This window comes from Rhodanobacter spathiphylli B39, assembly GCF_000264295.1.
Classification (GTDB): domain Bacteria; phylum Pseudomonadota; class Gammaproteobacteria; order Xanthomonadales; family Rhodanobacteraceae; genus Rhodanobacter; species Rhodanobacter spathiphylli.
Genome location: NZ_AJXT01000045.1, coordinates 49972 through 72575 on the forward strand (window position 1 = coordinate 49972; position 22604 = coordinate 72575).

General features: G+C 67.8%; 19 protein-coding genes and 1 other RNA gene. 10 read left to right on the forward strand and 10 right to left on the reverse strand.

All coding sequences use genetic code 11. The features are described from left to right. Positions 1-46: 46 nt before the first annotated feature. Together UU7_RS14045 and UU7_RS14050 are read right to left on the reverse strand one after the other, a co-directional pair. On the reverse strand, positions 47-322 hold the full coding sequence (locus UU7_RS14045; RefSeq protein ID WP_007809367.1) for a GIY-YIG nuclease family protein: 276 nt from the start codon (positions 320-322) through the stop codon (positions 47-49). Between the two features lie 4 nt (positions 323-326). Next, complete coding sequence (locus tag UU7_RS14050; protein ID WP_007809368.1) at positions 327-956, reverse strand: glutathione S-transferase family protein; 630 nt, start codon at positions 954-956, stop codon at positions 327-329. Between the two features lie 277 nt (positions 957-1233). On the opposite strand from UU7_RS14050, the gene UU7_RS14055 reads away from it, so the two are divergent. Next, complete coding sequence (locus UU7_RS14055) at positions 1234-3168, forward strand: M20/M25/M40 family metallo-hydrolase (protein ID WP_040673504.1); 1935 nt, start codon at positions 1234-1236, stop codon at positions 3166-3168. Between the two features lie 148 nt (positions 3169-3316). Here UU7_RS14055 and UU7_RS14060 read toward each other — a convergent pair whose 3' ends face one another. The 8 genes from UU7_RS14060 to UU7_RS14095 all read right to left on the reverse strand — a co-directional run bounded on the left by UU7_RS14060 (position 3317) and on the right by UU7_RS14095 (position 13358). Further along, positions 3317-5173 carry an ATP-binding cassette domain-containing protein gene (locus tag UU7_RS14060; protein ID WP_007809373.1) on the reverse strand — a complete coding sequence of 619 codons (1857 nt, stop codon included), beginning with the start codon at positions 5171-5173 and terminating at the stop codon, positions 3317-3319. Between the two features lie 102 nt (positions 5174-5275). Further along, entirely contained in the window at positions 5276-6475 is a 1200-nt protein-coding gene (gene metK / locus UU7_RS14065) for a methionine adenosyltransferase (protein ID WP_007809375.1), read from the reverse strand. A gap of 140 nt (positions 6476-6615) precedes the next feature. Then, the gene (gene dusB / locus UU7_RS14070) at positions 6616-7602 is read right to left on the reverse strand and encodes a tRNA dihydrouridine synthase DusB (protein ID WP_040673506.1); all 987 of its coding nucleotides are present in this window, start codon (positions 7600-7602) and stop codon (positions 6616-6618) included. A 40-nt stretch (positions 7603-7642) separates the two neighbouring features. Beyond that, complete coding sequence (locus UU7_RS14075; RefSeq protein ID WP_007809379.1) at positions 7643-8923, reverse strand: nucleoside permease; 1281 nt, start codon at positions 8921-8923, stop codon at positions 7643-7645. Positions 8924-9042: 119 nt separating this feature from the next. Further along, positions 9043-9672, reverse strand: a complete 630-nt coding sequence (locus tag UU7_RS14080; RefSeq protein ID WP_007809381.1) for a uracil-DNA glycosylase family protein — start codon at positions 9670-9672, stop codon at positions 9043-9045. Positions 9673-9688: 16 nt separating this feature from the next. Further along, positions 9689-11059, reverse strand: a complete 1371-nt coding sequence (locus UU7_RS14085) for an FAD-binding oxidoreductase (protein WP_007809383.1) — start codon at positions 11057-11059, stop codon at positions 9689-9691. A gap of 26 nt (positions 11060-11085) precedes the next feature. Next, the gene (locus UU7_RS14090; RefSeq protein ID WP_007809384.1) at positions 11086-11442 is read right to left on the reverse strand and encodes a YraN family protein; all 357 of its coding nucleotides are present in this window, start codon (positions 11440-11442) and stop codon (positions 11086-11088) included. After that, positions 11442-13358, reverse strand: coding sequence for a penicillin-binding protein activator (locus tag UU7_RS14095; RefSeq protein WP_007809386.1), 1917 nt, complete (start codon positions 13356-13358; stop codon positions 11442-11444). The genes UU7_RS14090 and UU7_RS14095 overlap by 1 nt, the downstream gene beginning before the upstream one ends. An 81-nt stretch (positions 13359-13439) precedes the next feature. On the opposite strand from UU7_RS14095, the gene rsmI reads away from it, so the two are divergent. The 9 genes from rsmI to mraY all read left to right on the forward strand — a co-directional run bounded on the left by rsmI (position 13440) and on the right by mraY (position 22565). Further along, positions 13440-14273, forward strand: a complete 834-nt coding sequence (gene rsmI, locus UU7_RS14100; protein ID WP_040673497.1) for a 16S rRNA (cytidine(1402)-2'-O)-methyltransferase — start codon at positions 13440-13442, stop codon at positions 14271-14273. Between the two features lie 91 nt (positions 14274-14364). Beyond that, an RNA gene (rnpB, locus tag UU7_RS17450) (RNase P RNA component class A) lies at positions 14365-14731 on the forward strand. 326 nt (positions 14732-15057) lie between these two features. Further along, positions 15058-15504 (forward strand): division/cell wall cluster transcriptional repressor MraZ, encoded by a 447-nt coding sequence (mraZ, locus tag UU7_RS14105; protein ID WP_007809390.1) that lies wholly within the window; start codon positions 15058-15060, stop codon positions 15502-15504. A 41-nt stretch (positions 15505-15545) separates the two neighbouring features. Beyond that, positions 15546-16472, forward strand: a complete 927-nt coding sequence (rsmH, locus tag UU7_RS14110; protein ID WP_007809393.1) for a 16S rRNA (cytosine(1402)-N(4))-methyltransferase RsmH — start codon at positions 15546-15548, stop codon at positions 16470-16472. 5 nt (positions 16473-16477) lie between these two features. After that, a complete protein-coding gene (ftsL, locus tag UU7_RS14115; protein ID WP_193385086.1) occupies positions 16478-16738 on the forward strand; it encodes a cell division protein FtsL in 261 nt (86 codons plus the stop codon). Further along, positions 16735-18549: a peptidoglycan D,D-transpeptidase FtsI family protein gene (locus tag UU7_RS14120; RefSeq protein WP_007809396.1), complete on the forward strand. Its 1815-nt coding sequence runs from the start codon at positions 16735-16737 to the stop codon at positions 18547-18549. Before ftsL ends, UU7_RS14120 begins: the two co-directional genes overlap by 4 nt. Continuing rightward, positions 18546-20108, forward strand: coding sequence for a UDP-N-acetylmuramoyl-L-alanyl-D-glutamate--2,6-diaminopimelate ligase (locus UU7_RS14125; protein ID WP_007809398.1), 1563 nt, complete (start codon positions 18546-18548; stop codon positions 20106-20108). The genes UU7_RS14120 and UU7_RS14125 overlap by 4 nt, the downstream gene beginning before the upstream one ends. Continuing rightward, complete coding sequence (locus UU7_RS14130) at positions 20105-21475, forward strand: UDP-N-acetylmuramoyl-tripeptide--D-alanyl-D-alanine ligase (RefSeq protein WP_007809400.1); 1371 nt, start codon at positions 20105-20107, stop codon at positions 21473-21475. The genes UU7_RS14125 and UU7_RS14130 overlap by 4 nt, the downstream gene beginning before the upstream one ends. Next, entirely contained in the window at positions 21465-22565 is a 1101-nt protein-coding gene (gene mraY, locus UU7_RS14135; protein ID WP_007809401.1) for a phospho-N-acetylmuramoyl-pentapeptide-transferase, read from the forward strand. Before UU7_RS14130 ends, mraY begins: the two co-directional genes overlap by 11 nt. Positions 22566-22604: the final 39 nt, after the last annotated feature.

The window sequence follows — 22604 nt, forward strand, 5'->3', positions numbered from 1 at the left end:
GGAGCTACTCCCCTTCACGGGTGATGCTAGCACGCGTTCGTGCGTGTCACGCCGACATGCCTTCCCGCAGCGCCGCGATGCGTTGCGCCCGCGGCAGGCGTTTCCAGGCCATCTCCAGCCGCAGCGCGTCGCCATGGCTGGCGACCCACACCCAGCCCAGCAACTGCCGCGGCGGGTTGGAGCGGGTGAAGCGCGCGCCCTTGCCGGCAAGGTGTTTTGCGTAGCGCTGTTCGGGGTCGCGGGCGATGCCGGTGTAGACGCGGCCGTCGGCGCATTCAAGCAGATAGACCGCCCAGGTATCGGCGCCGGGCGCGTCGCTCATGCGTTCAAACCCATTCCGTCAGCCCTTCGGCGGCGCAAACCTGCTTCCACGACGCTCGCGCCTTCAATCGCGTGGCCAGCGCCGCCAGTTGCGGCCACTCGGTGGCCGGGCGCGGCATGTTGCGCGACCAGCGCATCAGCATCAGCACATACAGGTCGACCACGCTGAGCTGTTCGCCCAGCATGTACGGACCGTGTGCGGCGAGCCGGGCGTCGACATGCGACCAGCATTTTTCAATGCCGATGCGGGCCGCTTCCTGCACGGTGTCGGCCGCCGCCGGCAGCTGGTCGCCGGGGTAGAACCATTGGCGAAACAGCGGCTGCAGCGAGTTGGCGAGATAGAACATCCATTGCAGGTAGTCACCGCGCTGCGCACTTCCCGCTGCCGGTGCCAGGGCGGCTTCGGCATGCCGCTCGGCCAGCAGCATCGCCAGCGCAGCCGCTTCGCCATGCGGCGCGCCGTCAACCATCAGCGTCGGCACCACGCCGTTCGGATTGATCGCCAGGTACGCAGCGCTGCGCTGCTCGCCCTTGTCGAGGTCGACGCGCTTGAGTTCGTGCGGCGCGCCGATTTCAAGCAAGGCCAGGTGCACCAGCAGATTGGCCGAACCGGGGGCGTAGTAGAGCGTGTACATGGCGATGATCCGTGGTGGCAAGCCTTCGGATGATACGCCGGAACTTGCGCTTCGCCGGGTGCGGAACAGGCCGCCCGGCGGGCGTCGGGGCCCGATCCGCGTGAGGTTCCGCAAGAAAATCACAACACAGTTCGCGTCTGCGAGCATTCGCGCGCGGAGGCCCTTGTTTACTTTTTTGACCGTGTTTAGGTTTACCGGTCGCGTCCGTGGGACGAGCCGCGATATCCGGTACGCGGCAGGGGGTGCGTACGTCTGTATTTCCTTCATGGAGAAGATCATGAAACTCAGGCAAGCCATTGCATGTGGACTGTTGTCGCTGGCGTCGTTGGGGGGCGCTGCCAGCGCCGCAACACCAAAGAAGGTCTGGCTTACGCTCGATCAGAACAGCTACACCGCGCTGCAACAGGTCGATCCGGCCGCACGCAGCCTCGAGAGTCGCTACGTCGCCAACGGCACCACCAACAAGGGTCTTATCACGGTGGACAGGATCCACATCGTGCCGGTCGATGACAGCGTGCTCGGCGCGCTCAGCGCACAAGTACACCGTCAATTGCATCATTGCGCGGGTTACATCACTTACGACTCGCTCGACGCCGCCCGGGTGGCGTTGCAGCCCCGTCAGGCTCTGGCCGGCCTGACCGTGCCGGACTACACGATCGACCAGCAGGCGCTGGTGACGCCGTGGATCGCGCAGCAAACCGCGGGCCATATCGCCGACACCATCCAGAGCCTGGCCGGATTCAACAATCGCTACTACAACGGCAGCACCGGCGCGGAAGCGTCCGACTGGTTGAAGAGCACGTGGCAGACGATGGCCGCAGGCCGCTCCGACATTGCGGTGAAGCAGGTCGTGCGGGGCAGCGACAAGCAGGCCTCAGTGGTGTTGACCATCACCGGTACCCAGCATCCCGAGCAGATCGTGGTGATGGGTGCGCACCTGGACACGGTCAACTGGAATGACGCCGGTGGTCAGTCGCATGACACCTCGCGTGCGCCGGGCGCCGATGACGATGCCTCCGGTGTGGCGGGCCTTACCGAAACCCTGCGCGTGCTGCTGGCCAACGGTTACAAGCCGGCGCGGACGATCCAGTTGATGGCCTATGCGGGTGAGGAGTTCGGCCTGTACGGCTCCAACTACATCGCCACCGACTACGCCAACCGCAATGTCGACGTGGTCGGCATGCTGCAGCTGGACATGACCAACTACAAGGGCTCGGCCGGCGACATCTATCTGGAGGACGACTACACCGACGCGGCGCAGAACCAGTTCGTCGAGTCCCTGGTGAATACGTACCTGCCGCAGCTCAGCGTGGTGCATGACCAGTGTGGTTACGGTTGTTCGGATCACGCGTCATGGCACAACCAGGGCTACGCCACCTCGATGCCGTTCGAGTCGCGCCTGGGTGACGACAATCCGTATATCCACTCCAGCAAGGACACCTACGCCAACTCGGGCAACCAGGCGCAGCACGCGCTGAAGTTCACCCGGCTGGCGCTGGCCTTCGCCGTCGAGCTCGGCGGCAACGGCGACGGTGACACGCCGATCCCGCCCACCGGTGGCGACGTGCTCGCCAACGGGGTGCCGAAGAGTGGACTCTCCGGCGCCAGCGGCAGCACCGTGCTGTACAAGGTCACCGTGCCGGCGGGTGCCAGCAACCTGGTCATCTCGACCAGTGGCGGCAGTGGCGACGTGGATCTCTACACGCGTTACGGCGCTGCACCCACCACCAGCAGCTACGACTGCCGTCCGTATCGTTCGGGCAACAACGAGAGCTGCACGGTGGCGACGCCGCAGGCGGGCACGTACTACGTGCAATTGCGTGCGTACCAGGCCTATGGCGGCGTTACCGTCAAGGCGAGCTGGACGACGGGCGGTGACCCGCAACCACCGGCCGATGATGAGCTGGCCAATGGCGTGGCGAAGACCGGCTTGAGTGGAGCCACCGGCGGTACCGCGCTCTACAGGGTGATCGTGCCAGCCGGGTCGACCAACCTGACGATCGGCAGCAGCGGTGGCACGGGTGACGTGGACATGTACGTCCGTTTTGGCTCGGCGCCCACGACCAGCAGCTACGACTGCCGCCCGTACCGCAATGGCAACAGCGAGAGCTGCACGTTCACGCAAGTCCAGGCGGGAACGTACTACGTCATGCTGAAAGGCTATCAGGCGTACAGCGGAGTCTCGTTGAAGGCCAGCTGGAACGGCGGCTAGCGCGGGACCGGTCAAGGGACACCATGAAGCATTGACGGCTTCATGGTGTCCCGACGCAAGAACGGAAAAGGCCCGATCAGGATGATCGGGCCTTTTCCGTTCATTGCCATCTTCGATGCGAAAGAAGTGGTCAGACCATCCGGCAGATTCAGCCGTCCAGTTCGGACCAGCGCGCATAGGCCGCATCCAGCTCGGCCTGCAGCGCGGCGACCGTCTCGTTGGCCTTCACGATGGCGGCGCTGTCCTGCTGGAAGAACGCCGGCTCGTTCATCGCGGCGGTGCGCGTGGCGATGTCGGTTTCCAGTTGCTCGATGCGCTTGGGCAACTGTTCCAGCTCGTGCTGTTCCTTGAAGCTGCGCTTGCGCTTCGCCACTGGCGGTGCGGCTGGGGCGGGGGCAGGGGACTTGCCGGTCGCGGTGGTGCCGCGCGGAGCCGGCCGCTGGCGCAACCAGTCGCTGTAGCCGCCCACGTATTCGCCGATCCGGCCCTCGCCCTCCAGCACCAGGGTGCTGGACACCACGTTGTCGAGGAAGGCGCGGTCATGCGAGACCAGCAGCAGGGTGCCCTGGTAGTCGGTCAGCAACTCTTCCAGCAGTTCGAGTGTTTCCACGTCGAGGTCGTTGGTCGGTTCGTCCATCACCAGCAGGTTGGACGGCTGGGCGAACAGCTTGGCCAGCAGCAGGCGGTTGCGTTCGCCGCCGGACAGCCGGGTGATCGGCGCGCGGGCGCGTTCGGGCGAGAACAGGAAATCCTGCAGGTAGCCGATGATGTGCTTGCGCTGGCCATTGAGTTCGATGAACTCGCGGCCCTCGGCCACGTTGTCCAGCGCGTTGAGCGAGTCGTTGAGCTGCAGCCGGTGCTGGTCGAAGTAGGCGATCTGGATCGACGTGCCCAGCTCGGCGGTGCCGCGCAGTGGTGTCAGTTCGCCCAGCATGATCTTCAGCAGGGTGCTCTTGCCGGCGCCGTTGGGGCCGATGATGCCGATGCGGTCGCCGCGCAGGATGGTGGTCGAGAGGTCGTCGATCAGCACGCGGCCGTCGTAGGCCTGGTGCACGTGCTTGAGGTCGATCACCTTCTTGCCGGAAGACTGCGCGTTGGCCGCGGTCATCTTCACGTTGCCGCCCAGGTTGCGCCGTTCGGCGCGCTCGTTGCGCAGCGCCTTCAGCGCCCGCACGCGGCCCTCGTTGCGGGTGCGCCGGGCCTTGATGCCCTGGCGAATCCACACTTCCTCCTGCGCCAGCTTCTTGTCGAACAGCGCGTTGGCCTGCGCTTCGGCGTGCAGGCGTTCCTCGCGGCGGCGCAGGTAGTTGTCGTAGTCGCCCGGCCAGTCGGTGAGCTGGCCGCGATCGATCTCGACGATGCGGGTGGCCAGCGCGCGCAGGAAGCTGCGGTCATGGGTGACGAAGATGATGCTGCCGGCGAACTGCTTGAGGAAGCTCTCCAGCCAGCCGATCGCCTCGATGTCGAGGTGGTTGGTCGGCTCGTCCAGCAGCAACACGTCGGGCTTGCGCACCAGCGCCTGGGCCAGCAGCACGCGGCGCTTCATGCCGCCGGACAGCGCCGCGAAGTCGGTCTCGCCGGGCAGTTCCAGCTGGGTGATCACGTCGCTGACGCGGCGGTCCAGGTCCCAGCCGTGCTGCGCCTCGATCTCGTGCTGCACGTCGCCCAGCGCGTCGAAGTCGCCGGTGTCGAGCAGGTGGTGATAACGCGCCAGCAGCCGGCCCAAGTCACCCAGGCCCTCGGCGACCACGTCGAACACGCTGCCCTCGGTGCCGTGCGGCACCTCCTGCGCCATACGCGCCACCACGATGCCGTTCTGCACGCGCACTTCGCCGTCGTCGGCATGCAGCTCGCCGGCGATCAGCTTCATCAGGGTGGATTTGCCTTCGCCGTTGCGACCGACGATGCAGACACGCTCGTTCGCCTCGATCGACAGATCGACGTGTTCGAGCAGGAGTGGGCCGCCGATGCTGAAGTCGACGCGTTGCAATTGGATAAGAGACATCCGCCCATTGTAGCGGTAGCCGCGTCCTTGCTCGCGTTTGCATGGCCCCAAAAGAAACGGGCCGCACCGGGCGGCCCGTTTCATGTCGCTGGAGGATGTCGCTTACTTCAGCTTCGCATCCTTGCGCAGGGCCTCGGCGCGGTCGGTCTTTTCCCACGAGAACGAGGTGAACTTGTTGCCGTTGGCGTCGACCAGGTCGCGCGGGGTGCGGCCGAAGTGGCCGTAGCTGGCGGTCTGCTGGTACATCGGGTGGATCAGGTCGAGCATCTGCAGGATGCCGTACGGGCGCAGGTCGAAGTGCTTGCGGATCAGCTTCTCGATCTTCTCGTCGCTGATCTTGCCGGTGCCGAAGGTGGTGACCGAGATCGAGGTGGGATGCGCCACGCCGATCGCGTAGCTCACCTGCACTTCGCAGCGGTCGGCGATGCCGGCGGCCACGATGTTCTTGGCCACGTAGCGCGCGGCGTAGGCGGCCGAGCGGTCGACCTTGGACGGGTCCTTGCCCGAGAACGCACCGCCGCCGTGACGGGCCCAGCCGCCGTAGGTGTCCACGATGATCTTGCGGCCGGTCAGGCCGCAGTCGCCCACCGGCCCGCCGATCACGAACTTGCCGGTCGGGTTGATGTGGAACTTGGTGCCCTTGTGCAGCAGCTTGGCCGGCAGCACCGGCTTGAGGATTTCCTCGCGCACGGCCTCGATCAGGTCCTTCTGCTTCACGCTCGGGTCATGCTGGGTCGACAGCACCACGGCGTCGATCGCGGTGGCGATGCCGTTCTCGTAGCGCAGGGTGACCTGGCTCTTGGCGTCCGGGCGCAGCCACGGCAGCGGCGAGTTCTTCTTCTTGCGCACCTTGGCCTGCTGCTCGACCAGGCGGTGCGAGTAGTAGATCGCGGCGGGCATGAAGTCCTTCGTTTCATTGGTCGCGTAGCCGAACATCAGGCCCTGGTCGCCCGCGCCCTGTTCTTCCGGCTTCTTGCGGTCCACGCCCTGGTTGATGTCGGGCGACTGCTTGCCGATCAGGTTGATCACGCCGCAGGTGGCGCCGTCGAAGCCGACGTCGCTGGAGTCGTAGCCGATGTCCAGGATCACCTTGCGGGTGATCGCTTCCAGGTCGATCCACGCATCGGTGGTGATCTCGCCGGCGACGATCGCCACGCCGGTCTTGACCATGGTTTCGCAGGCCACGCGGGCGCGCGGGTCCTGCGCGACGATCGCATCGAGGACGGCGTCGGAGATCTGGTCGGCGACCTTGTCCGGATGGCCTTCGGAGACCGATTCGGAGGTGAACAGGTAGTTGGACATCGCGGTTTATATCCCTTTGTTCGGATAGAAAGATAAATGAAGTCGGGCATGATACATCCCCGCTCCGGGTTTTGCAGCTTGCGCCGATTCCCGTCCCTGCGGGGTTAGGCGCGTGTTCAGCCGTCTGGACGGCTGCGCGTTCAGGCGGCCAGCCGGTCGCCGGCGGCAAGCGCCGCGAAATAATCGCGGGTCAGCCGCAACTGCTCGTGGACTGTTTCCGCCCGGTTGACCACCTGCCGGAACGCGGCGTTCTCCGGACGGTCCTTCGCGTACCAGCCCAGGTGCTTGCGCGCGATGCGCACGCCGGCCTGTTCGCCATAGAACGCGTACAACTGCTCGAGGTGGCCGAGCAGGATGGTGCCGACTTCGGCCGGCTCCGGCTCGGCCAGCAATTCGCCGGTGGCGAGGTAGTGGGCGACCTCGCGGAAGATCCATGGCCGTCCCTGGGCACCGCGGCCGATCATCAGCGCGTCGGCGCCGGTGACGTCCAGCACGTGCCTGGCCTGCTGCGGAGTGTTGACGTCGCCGTTGGCCAGCACCGGAATGCGCACGGCGGCCTTCACCGCGGCAATGGTGGCGTACTCGGCCTCGCCCTCGTACTTGTCCGCGCGGGTGCGCCCGTGCACGGCCAGCGCGGCGATGCCGTTGTCCTGGGCGATGCGGGCGATGTTCAGCGCGTTGCGGTTCTGCCGATCCCAGCCGGTGCGGATCTTCAGCGTCACCGGCACCTCGACGGCGTCGACCACTGCCTTGACGATGCGCGCCACCAGCGGCTCGTCCTGCAGCAGGGCGGAGCCCGACCACACGTTGCACACCTTCTTGGCCGGGCAGCCCATGTTGATGTCGATGATCTGCGCGCCGTTGGCCACGTTGAAGCGCGCCGCTTCGGCCAGCATCGCCGGGTCGTAGCCGGCGATCTGCACGCTGACCGGTTCGGGTTCGCCCTCGTGGTCCATCCGCTGCAGCGACTTGCGCGTATGCCACAGCCGCGGGTCGGCATTGGTCATCTCCGACACGGCCAGCCCCGCGCCCAGCCGCTTGCACAGCAACCGGAACGGCTTGTCGGTGACGCCGGCCATAGGGGCCAGCACCACGGGCGGGTCGATCAGGTAGGGGCCGATGCGCATCGGCGCATTGTAGCGGCCCGCGGCTGCCGCGACGCGGCGATCAGTGCGTGGGCACCGCCCGCTGCGCGGCGGCGCGGTCATGCCGGTGCTTGAACAGCGGCACGAACAGCAGCGCCATCACCAGCGAGTAGCCGGCGAAGGCCAGCCAGATCCCGGGCCAGTCCTTGCAGATCGCCACGGTGTCGTCGCACTGGTGGCTGGTGAAGAAGTGGTCGATCACGAAACCGGCGATCAGGCTGCCCAGCACCGCGCCGATGCCGTTGGTCATCAGCATGAACAGGCCCTGGGCGCTGGCGCGGATCTTCGGGTCGGCCTGGCTCTCCACGAACAGCGAGCCTGAGATGTTGAAGAAGTCGAACGCCATGCCGTAGATGATGCAAGAGAGCACGATCATCCACAGGCCGCCGGCCGGGTCGCCGAACGCGAACAGCCCGAAGCGCAGCACCCAGGCCAGCATGCTCATCGTCATCACCGCCTTGATGCCGAAGCGCTTCAGGAAGAACGGGATGGTCAGGATGAAGGCGGTTTCGGAGAACTGCGAGATCGAGATGATGATGGTGGAGTACTTCACCGCCAGCAGGTTGGCGTACGCGGGCACCTTGACGAAGTCGCTGAGGAAGGCGTCGCCATAGGCGTTGGTCAGCTGCAGCGCCGCGCCCAGCAGCATGGCGAAGATGAAGAACACCGCCATGTTGCGGTTCTTGAACAGGGTGAACGAGGTCAGTCCCAGCCGGTCGGCGAGTCCGCGGCCTTCCTCGGCGCGCAGCCGCGGCGGGCACTTGGGCAGGGTGAACGCGTAAAGGCCCAGCAGCAGCGAGGCAGCCGCGGCCACGTGGAACTGGGCGGGCGACGCCTTGAAGCCGAGCAGGCTGGTGGTCCAGGTGGCGGCGATGAAGCCGATCGTGCCCCACACGCGGATCGGCGGGTAGGTGTTCACCACGTCCAGGCCGTCCTGCTTCAGCGCGTTGTAGGTCACCGTGATGGCCAGCGAGATGGTCGGCATGTAGAAGCACATGTTCAACAGCATCACCCAGAACATCTGCTCCGGGCCCTGCACGTGCGGGATCGAGAACAGCACCGCGGCGCCGCAGATCTGCAGGATGCCGTACAGGCGTTCGGCGTTGATCCACTTGTCCGCCACGATGCCGACCAGCGAGGGCATGAACAGGGAGGCGATGCCCATGGTGGAGAAGATCGCGCCGAAGCTGGTGCCCGACCAGTGCTGGGTCTGGAACCACCACGTGCCGATGGTCAGCAGCCACGCGCCCCAGATGTAGTACTGGAAGAAATTGAGTACGGTGAGACGGAGCTTGAGGCTCATGAACGAGGATTCCCCTGCAAGGCCGGGGTCGGCCCCGTGGCCACGATATCGTAGCGGCGCAGGTTAGACGACGCTGCCGCCAAGCGGCAAGGTGCAATGCGGCAGCTCGTTCCGGCCGCTCACCCCGGCACGGCCAGCACATCGGCCACGCGCTGGCGCAGCACCGGCAGCAGCTCGGCCTCGAACCACGGGTTGTGCATCACCCACGGCCGGTTGCGCGGGCTCGGGTGGGGCAGCGGCAGCACGCCGCGGGCCAGGTGGGTGCGCCAGTTGCGCACGGTGTCGGTGAGCGTGGCATCGCGCGTGTCGCCGAGCATGCCCACCTGGGCGTACTGCCCGATGGCCAGGGTCAGCTGCACGCCGGTGAGCAGCGGAAACAGGCGGGGATGCCAGATCGCGGCGCACGCCGGTCGCGGCGGCAGGTCGCCGCTCCTGCCCTTGCCGGGGAAGCAGAAATCCATCGGCACGATCGCCACGCGCTCGGCATCGTAGAAGGTGGCGCGACCGATCTGCAGCCAGTCGCGCAGGCGCTCGCCGCTGACGTCGTCGAACGGGATGCCGCTTTCCTCCACCTTGCGCCCCGGCGCCTGGCTGACGATCAGCAGGCGCGAGCGCGTCGACGCCTGCAGCACCGGTCGCCGCCCCGGCGGCTGCTGCATCGCGCAGGTGTGCCCGCAGCGGATTTCCGCCAGCAGGGCATCCATGGCGCGTTGTTGCTGCATCGGGTCCAGCTTTCCTTTCTTCTCCATTCCCTGTTCCCGGCCCTCAAACCACCTTGCCCGGGTTGAGGACGCCGTCCGGATCGAACGCGGCCTTGACCGAGCGCATCAGCGCGAGGGTCGACTCGCCCAGCGCCAGCGGCAGGTACTCGCGTTTCACCACGCCGATGCCGTGTTCGCCCGACAGCGTGCCGCCCAGCGCGATCACCAGGGCGAACAGCTCGGGCAGCATCGCGTAGCCACGTTCGATCTCATCCACGTCGCGCGGCAGCAGGTTCACGTGCAGGTTGCCGTTGCCGGCGTGGCCGAAGCACACCAGCGGCACCGCGTGCTTCGCCGCCAGCGCCTGCGCGCCGGCGACCAGTTCGGGCAGGCGGCTCACCGGCACCACCACGTCCTCGTTGATCTTGTGCTCGGTCACCGCACGCTGGGCGAACGAGAGCGCCTTGCGCGCGGCCCACAGCGCGGTGTTTTCGCTGGCGTCGGCCGCGACGTCGAGGGCGAGCAGGCCGTCGCCGCGCGCGGCGCGTGCCACCGCGTCCTGGGCAAAGCGCACGGTCTCGGGCGTTCCGTCGACCTCGATCAGCAGCAGCGCTCCCGCTTCGGGCACGTCGGCATCCGGTGCGTGGTCGCGGGCGAGTTTGAGCGCCAGCGCATCCATGAATTCCAGCGCCGCGGGCGTCACCGGCTGCGCCATGATGCGCGCCACCGCCTGCGCCGCGCTGGCCGTGTCGCGATAGGTGGCGCGCAGCGAGCGCACGGCGGCGGGTCGCGGGGTGAGTTTCAGCGTCGCCCCGGTGATCAGTGCCAGCGTGCCTTCCGAGCCGATGAGCAGGCGGGTCAGGTCGTAGCCGGTGGAATCCTTGGTGGTTTGCGTACCGGCGATGAAACCTTCACCGGTGCCGGCCACTGCGCGCAGGCCCAGCACGTTGTCGCGCGTGGCGCCGTACTTCAGCGCGCGCGGTCCACCGGCGTTGCAGGCAAGGTTGCCGCCCACGGTGCACCAAGGTGCCGAGCCCGGATCGGGTGCCCAGAAGAACCCGTGCGGCGCCAGCGCCTGCTGCAGGGCCTCGTTGGTGACGCCCGGCTCGACCACCGCGAGGCGATCGTCCGGCGCGATGCGCACGATGCGATCCATGCGCTGGAAATTCGCCACCACGCCACCGGCCAGCGGCACCGACGCGCCGGTGGAACTGGTGCCGCCGCCGCGCGCGGTGAGCGGCACGCGATGTTCGCGGCAGGCGCGCACCAGCGATTCGACCTGGGCGTGCGTGGCGGGATGGACGACGACGTCGGGTCGATGCGCGTGGCGCGAGTGGTCGCGTGCCGCGAGGCGCAGCGCGTCGTCGCCGCTGTCCAGTGCGTCGCCGGGAAAGATCGTGCGCAGGCTGTCGAGCAGGGAAGCGGGCAGGGTCATGCCGCGATTATCGCACCGGGCGGGGTTCAGCCCGCCTCGAATGCACCGCGCAGCCATTGCCGCTGCGGTGCTTCCACCGGGCCGTCGTAGCTGACCACGTCGAAGCGGCAGGCCGCGCGCGCATGTTGCGGGTGCGCGGCCAGCCAGTGTTGTGCCGCGAGTATCAGCTTGCCCTGCTTGGCGGCGGTCACCGAAGTGGCGGCGTCGCCGTGGCTGGCGCTCTTGCGGTAGCGCACCTCGACGAAGACCACGGTGCCGCCGTCACGCATCACCAGGTCCAGCTCGCCGTGGCGCGTGGTGTAGTTGCGCGCCAGCAGTTTCAGGCCGGCGCGTTCGAGCTCGCCGCAGGCGCGTTGCTCGAAGTCGTCGCCGGCCGCGCGCATCAGCGCGATTCGGGCTGGAAGGTTCCGCTGGACGACGGACTCGCCGGCACCGGCTCCGCGTTGGCCGGCGGCGCGGTCGATGGCATGTCGTCCATCTGCAGGCTGCCGCCCAGCGGACGTGCCAGGCCATCCTGGAAGCGCGCCCAGATCAGCACGCGGCGCACGCGACCGAACTGGTCGGCGGCAAGCTGGCCGCTGGCGCCCGGCAGGTAGCTGCCCGGATGGGCGCGCATCCATTCGATGTAGGGCACCAGGTTCCAGGCATCCATGCCGAAGGCGAACAGCCGCGCCGCGCCGCCCCGGGCTGCGGGCAGGCGCGTGGCGATGTCGTCGTGGCTTGGCAGTCCCGGCTGGGCGTCGAACAGCCAGGGCGCGTCGCAGAATTCCAGGCCGTCCAGGTCGCGATTCGCGGCGGAGTCGTCATTGCCTTCATAGACGTGCGAAGTGCCGAACACCGGCAGGCCGACCCGGGCAATGTGCAACTGCGGCAACAGCAGTCGCGCCTGTTGCGGGCGCATGCTGATGAAGATGCCGCTGTCCACCACCACAGGATTGTCCGGTTGCGCCGTGCTGGCGCTGGCTGCGGGCTCGGCGGTCGCCGGTGCCGTCGGCAGTCGCATCCCGGCAATGACATCGGCGTAGCTGGTAACTCCGGGCGGCAGGGTGATCGAGCCCAGCAACTCGCCGCCGCGGGCCGTCAGCTCCGCCTTGAACGCGCCGGCCGCACGCTGGGCAAAGTCATCGACCGAGACCATCACGTAGGCCTTGCGGATGCCTCGTTCGATCATGTGATCGGCAGCCTGCGCGCCCTCGGTCTCCGGCAGCAGGCCGAATTCGCTGGTGTCACCGGCGGGCAGTTGCTTGTCGTCGGGATGATTCAGGGCCAGCAGCGGAACCGGCAGTTGCGCCTGGCCGAACACGGCGGCGACCTCGGCACGGGTCAGCGGGCCGACGACCAGTCGCGCGCCGTCACTGACGGCCTGCTGATACGCCTTGAGCGCACCGTCGGCGGTGCCCTGGCTGTCGTAGACCCGCACCGAGGGGCGCGGCGCGTGATTGCGGCCGGCATCGAGGTAGGCCGCGAAGAAGCCTTCGCGGATCGCCGTGCTGGCGGCGGCGTAATTGCCGTCGTTGGGCAACAGCAGGGCCACCTGGGTGGGCACCTGGTAGCCCTCGCGCACGTTGGCGTCGGCGCCGGGCAGCAAGGTGCCGACCGGTTGCTGGAGGTCGGGCGTCGGCTGCGCCACGGTGACGCCGAGCTGGCTGAGCGCCTCGTTCACCCACGGCAGCATGCGGTCGCCGCGCTGCATGCCGGCGGCACGCTGCTTAAGCGAATCGACGCCGACCTTGCCCAGCAGGGTGAGGATCTGCTGGCGATTCTGGCTGTGGTCGAAACCGCTGAGCTGCCCGTCCAGCTCCACGCGGGTTCGTGCGGCTCCCCACGGGTCGCCGCTGGCAGCCATCGCGCGGGCGCGGAATTCCAGCAGGCGCGGCTGCAGCGCCGCCGGGACGGCGACCCGCGGCTGCGTGGTCAGCCGCAGCGCGGTGGCCGCATCATGCTGGTCCAGCGCCAGTTCGGCGCGCAGCAGGTCCAGTCGTACCGGTTCGTCGCCGGCAAGGTTCTGCCGCTTGATGCCGGCCAGCACGGGCGCGGCGCGCTGGAGCTGGCCTTCCTCGCGCCACGCCTCGGCGGCGTACAGGCGATAGCTGTCGGCGTGTCCGCGCGATTGCCCGGCCAGTGCGAGCCATGCCTGCGCGGCCTGGTCGAACTGGCCCTGCGTGGCCAGTGCGGCGGCACTCTGCGCCGCGGCAAGCTCCGCCGGCGAGCGTGGTGCATTGCTGGGCACGCAGGCTGCCAGCAACAGCGAAAACAGCAAGGCAGTCGCGGCGACGCGCGAGTGGCGCATGAAGCGCATGGGAAATCCCTTGGTCGTCATGGTCGTCAATGCGCGATCATAACGGATTGGATTGTCGCCCCGTGGTGCAGGAGTTAGCAGATGTCGTCGGTTCAGTCAGGGTGTTTGTGGGTGGTGGCCACGCCCATCGGTCATCGCGACGATTTTTCAGCACGTGCGATCGCCACCTTGCGCGCGGTGGCGGTGATCGCAGCGGAAGACACCCGCCACAGCCGCCCGCTGCTGGTTCACCACAATATAGATACGCCGCTGCTCGCACTGCATGACCACAACGAGCGCGATGCCGTGGATGCGATCGTGCGTCGGATGCAGGGCGGCGATTCGGTCGCGTTGATCTCGGATGCGGGCACGCCGCTGATCAGCGACCCGGGCTTCCGGCTGGTACGCGCCGCGCGTGCCGCAGGCATCCGCTGCATTCCGGTGCCGGGCGCGTGCGCGGCGATCGCGGCCCTGTCGGTGGCCGGCCTGCCCAGCGATCGCTTCGTGTTCGAGGGTTTCCTGCCGCCGAAGGCGGCGGCGCGGCGCAGTCGCCTGCAGGAACTGGCCGGCGACCCGCGCACGCTGATCTTCTACGAGTCGTCGCACCGCGTCGCCGAAAGCCTGGCCGACATGCGCGACGTGTTCGGCGCCGACCGCGAGGCCGTGCTGGCGCGCGAGCTGACCAAGATGTTCGAAACCGTGCTGGGCGAGCCGCTGGCGGAGCTGGCGGCGCGGGTCGTCAGCGATCCGGACCAGCAGCGCGGCGAGCACGTGATCCTGGTGGCGGGGCGCGGCGAGGAAGCCGACGCGAAACTGGCCGAAGGCCGGCGCGTGTTCGCGATCCTGCGCGACGAGCTGCCGCCGGCGAAGGCGGCCAAGCTGGCGGCGGCGATCAGCGGGGCGCCGCGCAAATCTCTCTACGAGAGCGAGAAGTGAGTGGAGAGGAGTGAGGTAGGGGCAAACACGCATGCAGCGGCTTCTCTCTCGTTTCTCACTCCTCCTCACTCACTCCTGTATCCTTTCCCGTGGAGTCGGCCGGACAGTCGCGTCGCGCGCAAGCGCATCGAGGAAAGTCCGGGCTCCGCAGGGCAGAGTGCCAGGTAACTCCTGGGCAGCGTGAGCTGACGGCCAGTGCAACAGAGAGCAGACCGCCGAACGGCATCTCCGGATGTGCGTGGCAAGGGTGAAAGGGTGCGGTAAGAGCGCACCGCGTACGGGGCCAACGTCGTACGGCACGGTAAACCCCACTCGGAGCAAGACCAAATAGGGGAACGATAACGCGGCCCGCGTTGTTCCCGGGTAGGTTGCTGGAGCCAGGCGGCGACGCCTGGCCGAGAGGAATGACTGTCGCGTCGCAAGACGTACAGAACCCGGCTTACAGGCCGACTCCACCTCTTCGTGCATGTCATCGCCACCCCGACGTCTTCGTCAGGGTGGCGATGGCACGCCCATGTGAACGGGAAATTCAGTCCGCGGGCGCCAAATGGCGTGATTTCGCGTGGAATTCACCCCGTTCCGGCCCAAAGCAGCGCGGCCCTGATTGCAAAAAATTCCCTGCTTTCAAACACCTTGCTGGTGTTCCTGAGAATATGCTGCATGTACGGTCAGGATTTTGCCTTTACTCATTGATTCACAAGCGAAATTGCCTTGACAGTCTCAGGGGGCGAGATTATCGTGGGCTCCAGTGTGAAATTGTGGGTTTTCGTGGAGTCTGCTGATCGTGTTCCAGGGCGAAACCGCCATCACCATCGACGACAAGGGTCGCCTGACCATCCCGACAGCGTATCGGGAGCAGGTGGCGGGCGAGTGCGCCAATCGTCTGGTGATCACCTACAACCCGTTCGAGGCGGGCAGCCTGTGGCTGTTTCCGCATGCGGAGTGGGAAAAGGTGCGCGATCAGGTGAACGCCCTGTCCAAGGTCAAGGCGGCTCACCGCGACATGCAGATGAAGCTGGTCGGCGCCGCCGCCGTGGTCGAGCCCGATGGTGCGGCGCGCGTCCTGCTGCCGGCCAGCCAGCGTGCCACCACCGGCATCGAGAAAAAGGCGGTGCTGCTGGGCATGGGCAACAAGTTCGAGCTGTGGAGCGAACAGGCTCACCTGGCCAAGATCCGCCAGAGCATCGGCGAAGACGACATCACAAGCGAAATGGCCGAACTGCGCCTGTAAACGGCGCGGCGACACACGTGGGACGGGAGCGGGAGTGCGGCATGGCCGAGCAAGTTTTGCGGCACATCCCGGTGATGCTGGGTGAAGCAGTGGAGGGTCTCGCCGTGCATGCGGGCGGGCGTTATCTCGATGGAACCTTCGGTCGCGGCGGACACGCCCGCGAGGTCCTGTCGCGCCTGGGCGCCGACGGTCGCCTGCTGCTGATGGATCGCGACCCCGCCGCCATCGCCACGGCCCGTGCCGAGTTCGCCGCCGATCCGCGGGTATCGATCCGCCATGCGAATTTCTCCAGCCTGGCCGAGTGGGACGAAACCGCTGCCGGCCTCGATGGCGTTCTGCTCGACCTGGGCGTGTCGTCGCCGCAACTGGACGAGGCCGCGCGCGGTTTCAGCTTCATGGCCGATGCGCCGCTGGACATGCGCATGGACACCAGCCAGGGCGAGAGCGCGGCCGATTTCCTGGCCCAGGCCAGCGAGCGCGAGATCGCCGACGTGCTGTGGAACTACGGCGAGGAACGCCACAGCCGGCGCATCGCCCGCGCCATCGTGGCCGATCGCGAGGCGACCCCGTTCACCCGCACCGGCCAGCTGGCCGCGCTGATCGAGCGCGTGGCGGGCCGGCGCGAGCCGGGCAAGCATCCGGCCACGCGGAGCTTCCAGGCGCTGCGCATTCGCGTGAACGGCGAGCTGGATGCCTTGCAGCAGGGCCTGAATGCCGCGCTGGAACGGCTGAAGCCGGGCGGTCGCCTGTCGGTGATCAGCTTCCACTCGCTGGAAGACCGCGCGGTGAAGCTGTTCATCCGCGACCACTCCGGCCGCGTGCAGAACAGCCGTCGCGGACCGCCGGTGCAGGGCGCGCCGGCGCAACTGGCTGCGGTCGGCAAGGCGCAATTCCCGGGCGATGCCGAGCTGGCGGCGAACCCGCGCTCGCGCTCGGCTGTCCTGCGCGTGGCGGAGAAACTCGCATGAAGGCCATCGGCGCCCTCTGCCTGCTGGTGTTGCTGGTGGCCGTGCTGGCCAGCGCGCTCGGCGTGGTGTGGACGCGCCACGAGAGCCGCGTGCTGTTCGTCAACCTGACCGCGCTGCAGAACCAGCGCGACGAGTTGAACATCGAATACGGCAAGCTCGAACTGGAGCAGGCCACCTATGCCGAACCCCGGCGCATCGACGACGAGGCCCGGCAGAAGCTGGGCATGGTCGATCCGCGCCCGCAAGACATCCGGTTGCTGCGATGAGCTGGCGCAAGCACGTCAAGCCATCCCCGCCCGGTCGCCGCCGCGTCGCAGGTCCCAGTGCGCGGCGCCGCATGATCGTGGTGGTCGGCCTGCTGGGGCTGGTTTCCGCAGCGCTGGTCGCGCGCGCGTTCGACCTGCAGGTGGTGCGCAAGGAGTTCTACCAGCGCCAGGGCGACGCGCGCTTCCTGCGCGAAGTGCCGATCCCGGTGTCGCGCGGCACCATCTTCGACCGCAACGGCGAGCCGCTGGCGGTGTCGACGCCGATGATGTCGATCTGGGCCAATCCGTCCGAGGTGCTGGACAACGACGAGCGCATTCCCGCGCTGGCCCAGGCGCTTGGCGTGGAAGCGGACGGCCTGAAGGCGCAGCTGGCGCAGCGTTCGGATCGCGAGTTCGTCTACCTGCGCCGGCAGATGTCGCCGGCCGCGGCACAGGCGGTGCTGGACCTGGGCATTCCGGGGATCAACGGCCAGCGTGAATTCAAGCGCTACTACCCGTCCGGCGAAGTCACCGCCCACGTGCTCGGTTTCACCAACATCGACGACCGCGGCCAGGAAGGCCTGGAGCTGGCGTACGACGAATGGCTGGCCGGCAAGCCGGGCGCCAAGCGCGTCATTCGCGACCGCATGGGTCACGTGGTCGAGGATCTGGAGCAGGTGCGCGCGCCCAAGCCCGGCCAGAACCTCACGCTGAGCATCGACCGGCGCATCCAGTTCCTGGCCTACAACGAGCTGAAGAACACGCTGGAGAAATCGCAGGCCGACTCCGGCTCGATGGTGGTGCTCGACGTGCGCACCGGCGAAGTATTGGCCATGGTCAACCTGCCGACCTACAACCCGAATGCGCTGGGCGGCAGCAAGCCGGGCCAGCGCCGCAACCGGGCGATGACCGACGTGCTCGAACCCGGCTCGACGATCAAGCCGATCCTGATGGCGGCGGCGCTGTCCAGCGGCAAGTACACGCCGACCAGCCCGCTCATCGACACCACCGGCGGGCACTGGTACTTCCAGGGCCACGACATCCACGACACGCACAACTACGGCGTGCTGACCCCGACCGGGGTGATCACCAAGTCGAGCAACGTGGGCGCGGCGCACATCGCGATGCAGCTGGACACCTCGCTGATGTACGACACCTATCGCGCGTTCGGCTTCGGCAACAGCACCGAGAGCGGCTTCCCCGGCGAAGCGTCCGGCTACCTGCGCATCGGCCGCGACTGGCGCCCGCTGGAAAAGGCCATTCTCGGCTACGGCTACGGACTCAACGTCACCGTGCTGCAGCTGGCCAATGCCTACGCCACCATCGCCGATGGTGGCGTGATGCACAGCCCCACCTTCATCAAGGACAACGACAGCACCGCGAAGCAGATCATCTCGCCCGAGGTGGCGCACGAACTGCTGCAGATGATGGAGACGGTGACCGGGCCGGGCAGTACCGGCACGATGGCGCGCATCGCCAACTACAGCGTGGCCGGCAAGACCGGCACCGCGCACAAGGCCGCCGGCGGCAGCTATGCCAAGAGCAACTACACCTCGGCGTTTGCCGGCATCGTGCCGGCCTCCAGCCCGCGCCTGGCGGCGGTGGTGGTGATCGACAACCCGCAGAAGGGCAGCTATTACGGCGGCACCGTGTCCGGTCCGGTCTTCTCCAAGGTGATGGAGGGCGCGCTGCGCCTGCTCGACGTGCCGCCCGACAATATCGGTCGCTGGTATGTCGGCGGTCCGCTGCAGAGCCCGGACGGGCTGGTCGGCAGCAAGCCGCCGGTGGATGCGCCGATCGACGACGCGCCCGTGGACGAGGACACGCCATGAACACCGGCCACCTCGATCAATTACTGCTGGGCATCGCAGACGCGCAACTGGCAGCGATGCCGGAAGCCGCGCGCATGACGGTCTCCGGCCTGAGCCTGGATTCGCGCAGCGTGCAGCGCGGTGACGCGTTCTTCGCGCTGCATGGCACCCGCGCCCATGGCATCAGCTTTGCGCCTGCCGCCGTGCAGCGCGGCGCGCGCATCGTGCTGGCCGAGGCGCCGGCGGCTGGCGAGTCGCTTCCCTCGCTGGCAGGGGAAATTGACGAGGGCGGAAGGGATGCACTGCCGCAGGCAGTCGGCGAGGTGCCGGTGCTGTGGATCGACGACCTGCACGCGCAGGTCGGCGAGATCGCCGCGCGCTTCCATCAGCGACCCAGCGAATCGCTGCGCCTGATCGGCGTGACCGGTACCAACGGCAAGACCTCCTGCGTGCAGCTGCTGGCCCAGGCGCTGACCCTGCTGGGCCATCGCGCCGCCTCGATCGGCACGCTCGGCGCAGGCGTGCACGGCCAGCTGCATGAGGGCGAACGCACCACCCCCGACGCGATCAGCGTGCAGGCGCAGCTGGCGGCGTTCCGCGACGACCGGGTCAGCCACGTGGCGATGGAAGTTTCCTCGCACGCGCTGGTGCAGGGGCGCGTGGCTGCGGTCGACTTCGAAGTGGCCGCATTCACCAACCTCACCCGCGACCACCTCGACTATCACGGCAGCATGGAAGCCTACGGCGCCGCCAAGGCCATGCTGTTCGCGTGGCCGGGTCTGCGCAGCGCGGTGATCAACATCGACGACGCGTTCGGCCGCGAGCTTTCGAGTCAGCTGTCCGATGATCTGCAGTTGCTGCGCTTCAGTGCGGCCGGCGACGACGAGGCGGAAGTTGCCGCCAGCGACATTGTCACCTCGGCCGAGGGCCTGGCCTTCCATCTGCGCACCCCGTGGGGCAGTCAGGCGATCCGCAGCCAGCTGATCGGTCGCTTCAACGTGGCCAACCTGTTGGCCGTGGTGGCCAGCCTCGGCGCGCTGGGCGAACCGTTCGCGCGCATCGTCGAAGTGGTCGCCCGGCTGCAGCCGGTGAATGGCCGGATGAACCGGATCGGCGGCGTGCACGGCCAGCCGCTGGTGGTGGTCGACTACGCGCATACCCCGGATGCGCTGGAGCAGGCACTGAATGCCGTGCGCGCCCACTGCGCCGGCAAGCTGATCTGCGTGTTCGGTTGCGGCGGCGAGCGTGACGCCGGCAAGCGCCCGTTGATGGGCGAGATCGCCGCCAGGCTGGCCGACGTGGCGATCGTCACCGACGACAACCCGCGGGGTGAGGACGGCGACGCGATCGTGGCGCAGATCGTGGCCGGCATGACTGCCGCGCCGGCGATGGCGGTCGAGCGCGATCGCGCGGTGGCGATCGCCGACGCGCTGGCGCTGGCCAGGCCGGGCGATGCGGTGCTGATCGCCGGCAAGGGCCACGAGACCTATCAGGACGGCGCGACCGGCAAGCATCCGTTCGACGACCTGCTGGTGGCTCGTGCTGCGCTGGAGCAATGGCAGCGGGAGCAGCGCGCATGATGGCGCTCGCCACCATCGCCGTGTGGACCGGCGGCCGCCTGCTTGCGGGCGATGCCGAGATCACCGGCGTGGCCATCGATACGCGCAAGCTCAAGCCCGGCGACCTGTTCGTCGCGATCAAGGGCGAGCGCGCCGACGGCCATGACTACCTGGCCGAGGCTGCCGCGAGGGGCGCGGTGGCCGCGATGGTCACGCGCAAGGTCGACAGCGACTTGCCGCAGGTGCTGGTCGACGACGCCGGATTGGCGCTGGGCGACCTGGCCAGTGCGGTGCGCGCCCAGCGCGACGTGCGCGTGGTCGGCATCACCGGCTCCAACGGCAAGACCACGGTGAAGACCCTGGTCGCCTCGATCCTGTCGCGGCACGGTCGCACCCATGTCAGCGGCGGCAACTACAACAACGAACTGGGCCTGCCGCTGAGCCTGCTGGCGATGCCGGCCGACACCGAATACGCGGTGTTCGAGATGGGCGCGGGCAAACCCGGTGACATCGCGTACCTGGCTGCCATCGCGCGGCCCGATATCGGCCTCGTCACGCTCATCGCGCCGGCGCATCTTGAGCGCATGGGCAGCATCGAGGGCGTGGCCGAAACCAAGGGGGCGCTGTATCAGGCACTGCCGGTCGACGGCACCGCGATCATCAACGCCGACGATGCGTTCGCCAGTTTCTTCGGCGGCCTGGCCGGTTCGCGCCAGGTGCTGCGGTTCGGCCTGGAGCACCGGGCCGACGTGGGCGCCGACATCATCGAGCAACGCGTGGACGGTTCGCGTTTCGTGCTGAGCACGCCCCGGGGCGACGCCGAGGTGGCGCTGCCGCTGCCCGGTCGCCACAACATCGCCAACGCATTGGCCGCGGCCGCGGTGGCGCTGGCGCTCGATGTGCCGCTGGACACCATTGTCGCCGGGCTCGAGCAGTCCTCCGGCGTGGCCGGCCGGCTGCGCCGCGTGGTGGCTGCCGGTGGCTGGACCGTGATCGACGACAGCTACAACGCGAACCCCGGTTCGATGGCGGCGGCGATCGACACGCTGCTGCTGGCCGGTGGCGAGCGCTGGCTGGTGCTGGGCGACATGGCCGAGCTGGGTGCCGATGCGCGGGCACTGCATGCAGGCATCGGCGCGATGGCGCGCGAGCGCGGCATCGAGCGCCTGTTGGCGGTGGGCCCGTTCGGTGCGGCGACGGTCGAGGCCTTCGGCGCCGGCGCCACGCACTTCGACGACAAGCCGGCGCTGATTGTCACGCTGCAGGCGCAACTGCATCCGGGCGTCACCTGCCTGGTCAAGGGTTCGCGTTCGGCCGGCATGGAGCAGGTCGTGGCCGCCATCGACGGTGGCGCAGAGAAGAAGGGGGAGGCATCCCATGCTGCTTGAGCTGGCCGACTGGATGGCACGGCACTTCACCGCGCTGCACCTGTTCCAGTACATCACCTTCCGCACGATCATGGCCGCGCTCACCGCGCTGGCGATGTCGCTGCTGTGCGGGCCGTGGCTGATCAATCGGCTGGCTGCGCTGAAGGCGGGCCAGGTGGTGCGCAGCGACGGTCCGCAGACGCACCTGGTCAAGGCCGGCACGCCGACCATGGGTGGCGTGATGATCCTGCTGTCGGTCACCGTGGCCACCCTGCTGTGGGCCGACCTGCACAACCGCTATGTGTGGGTGGTGCTGGCGGTACTGCTGAGCTTCGGCGCGATCGGTTTCTACGACGACTACCGCAAGCTGGTGCTGAAGGACAGCCGCGGCCTGGCCAGCCGCTGGAAGTATTTCTGGCAGTCGGTGTTCGGGCTCGGTGCGGCGCTGTTCCTCTACTACACCGCACCGCATGCCGCGGCCGCCGGGCCGGTGGCGGAAACGGCGCTGTATCTGCCGCTGTTCAAGCACGTGGTGTTGCCGCTGGGCCTGTTCTTCATCGCCATCACCTACTTCATGATCGTGGGCTTCTCCAACGCGGTGAACCTCACCGACGGCCTGGATGGCCTGGCGATCATGCCGACCGTGCTGGTCTCCGGCGCGCTGGGCGTGTTCGCCTATCTGGCCGGCAACAAGGTGTTCTCCGAATACCTGGGCATCCCCTCGATTCCCGGTGCGGGCGAGCTGGCGATCTTCACCGGCGCGCTGGCCGGTGCGGGGCTGGGCTTCCTGTGGTTCAACACCTATCCGGCCCAGGTGTTCATGGGCGACGTGGGCGCGCTGGCGATGGGCGCGGCGCTGGGTTGCGTTGCGGTGATCGTGCGCCAGGAAGTGGTGCTGCTGGTGATGGGCGGCGTGTTCGTGATGGAAACCGCCTCGGTGATGATCCAGGTCGCCAGCTTCAAGCTCACCGGCAAGCGCGTGTTCCGGATGGCGCCGATCCACCACCACTTCGAGTTGAAGGGCTGGCCCGAGCCGCGTGTGATCGTGCGCTTCTGGATCATCAGCGTCGTGCTGGTGCTGATCGGCCTCGCCACGTTGAAGGTGCGGTGATGATCAAGGCCGGGAATCGGGCATCGGGAATCGGGAAGC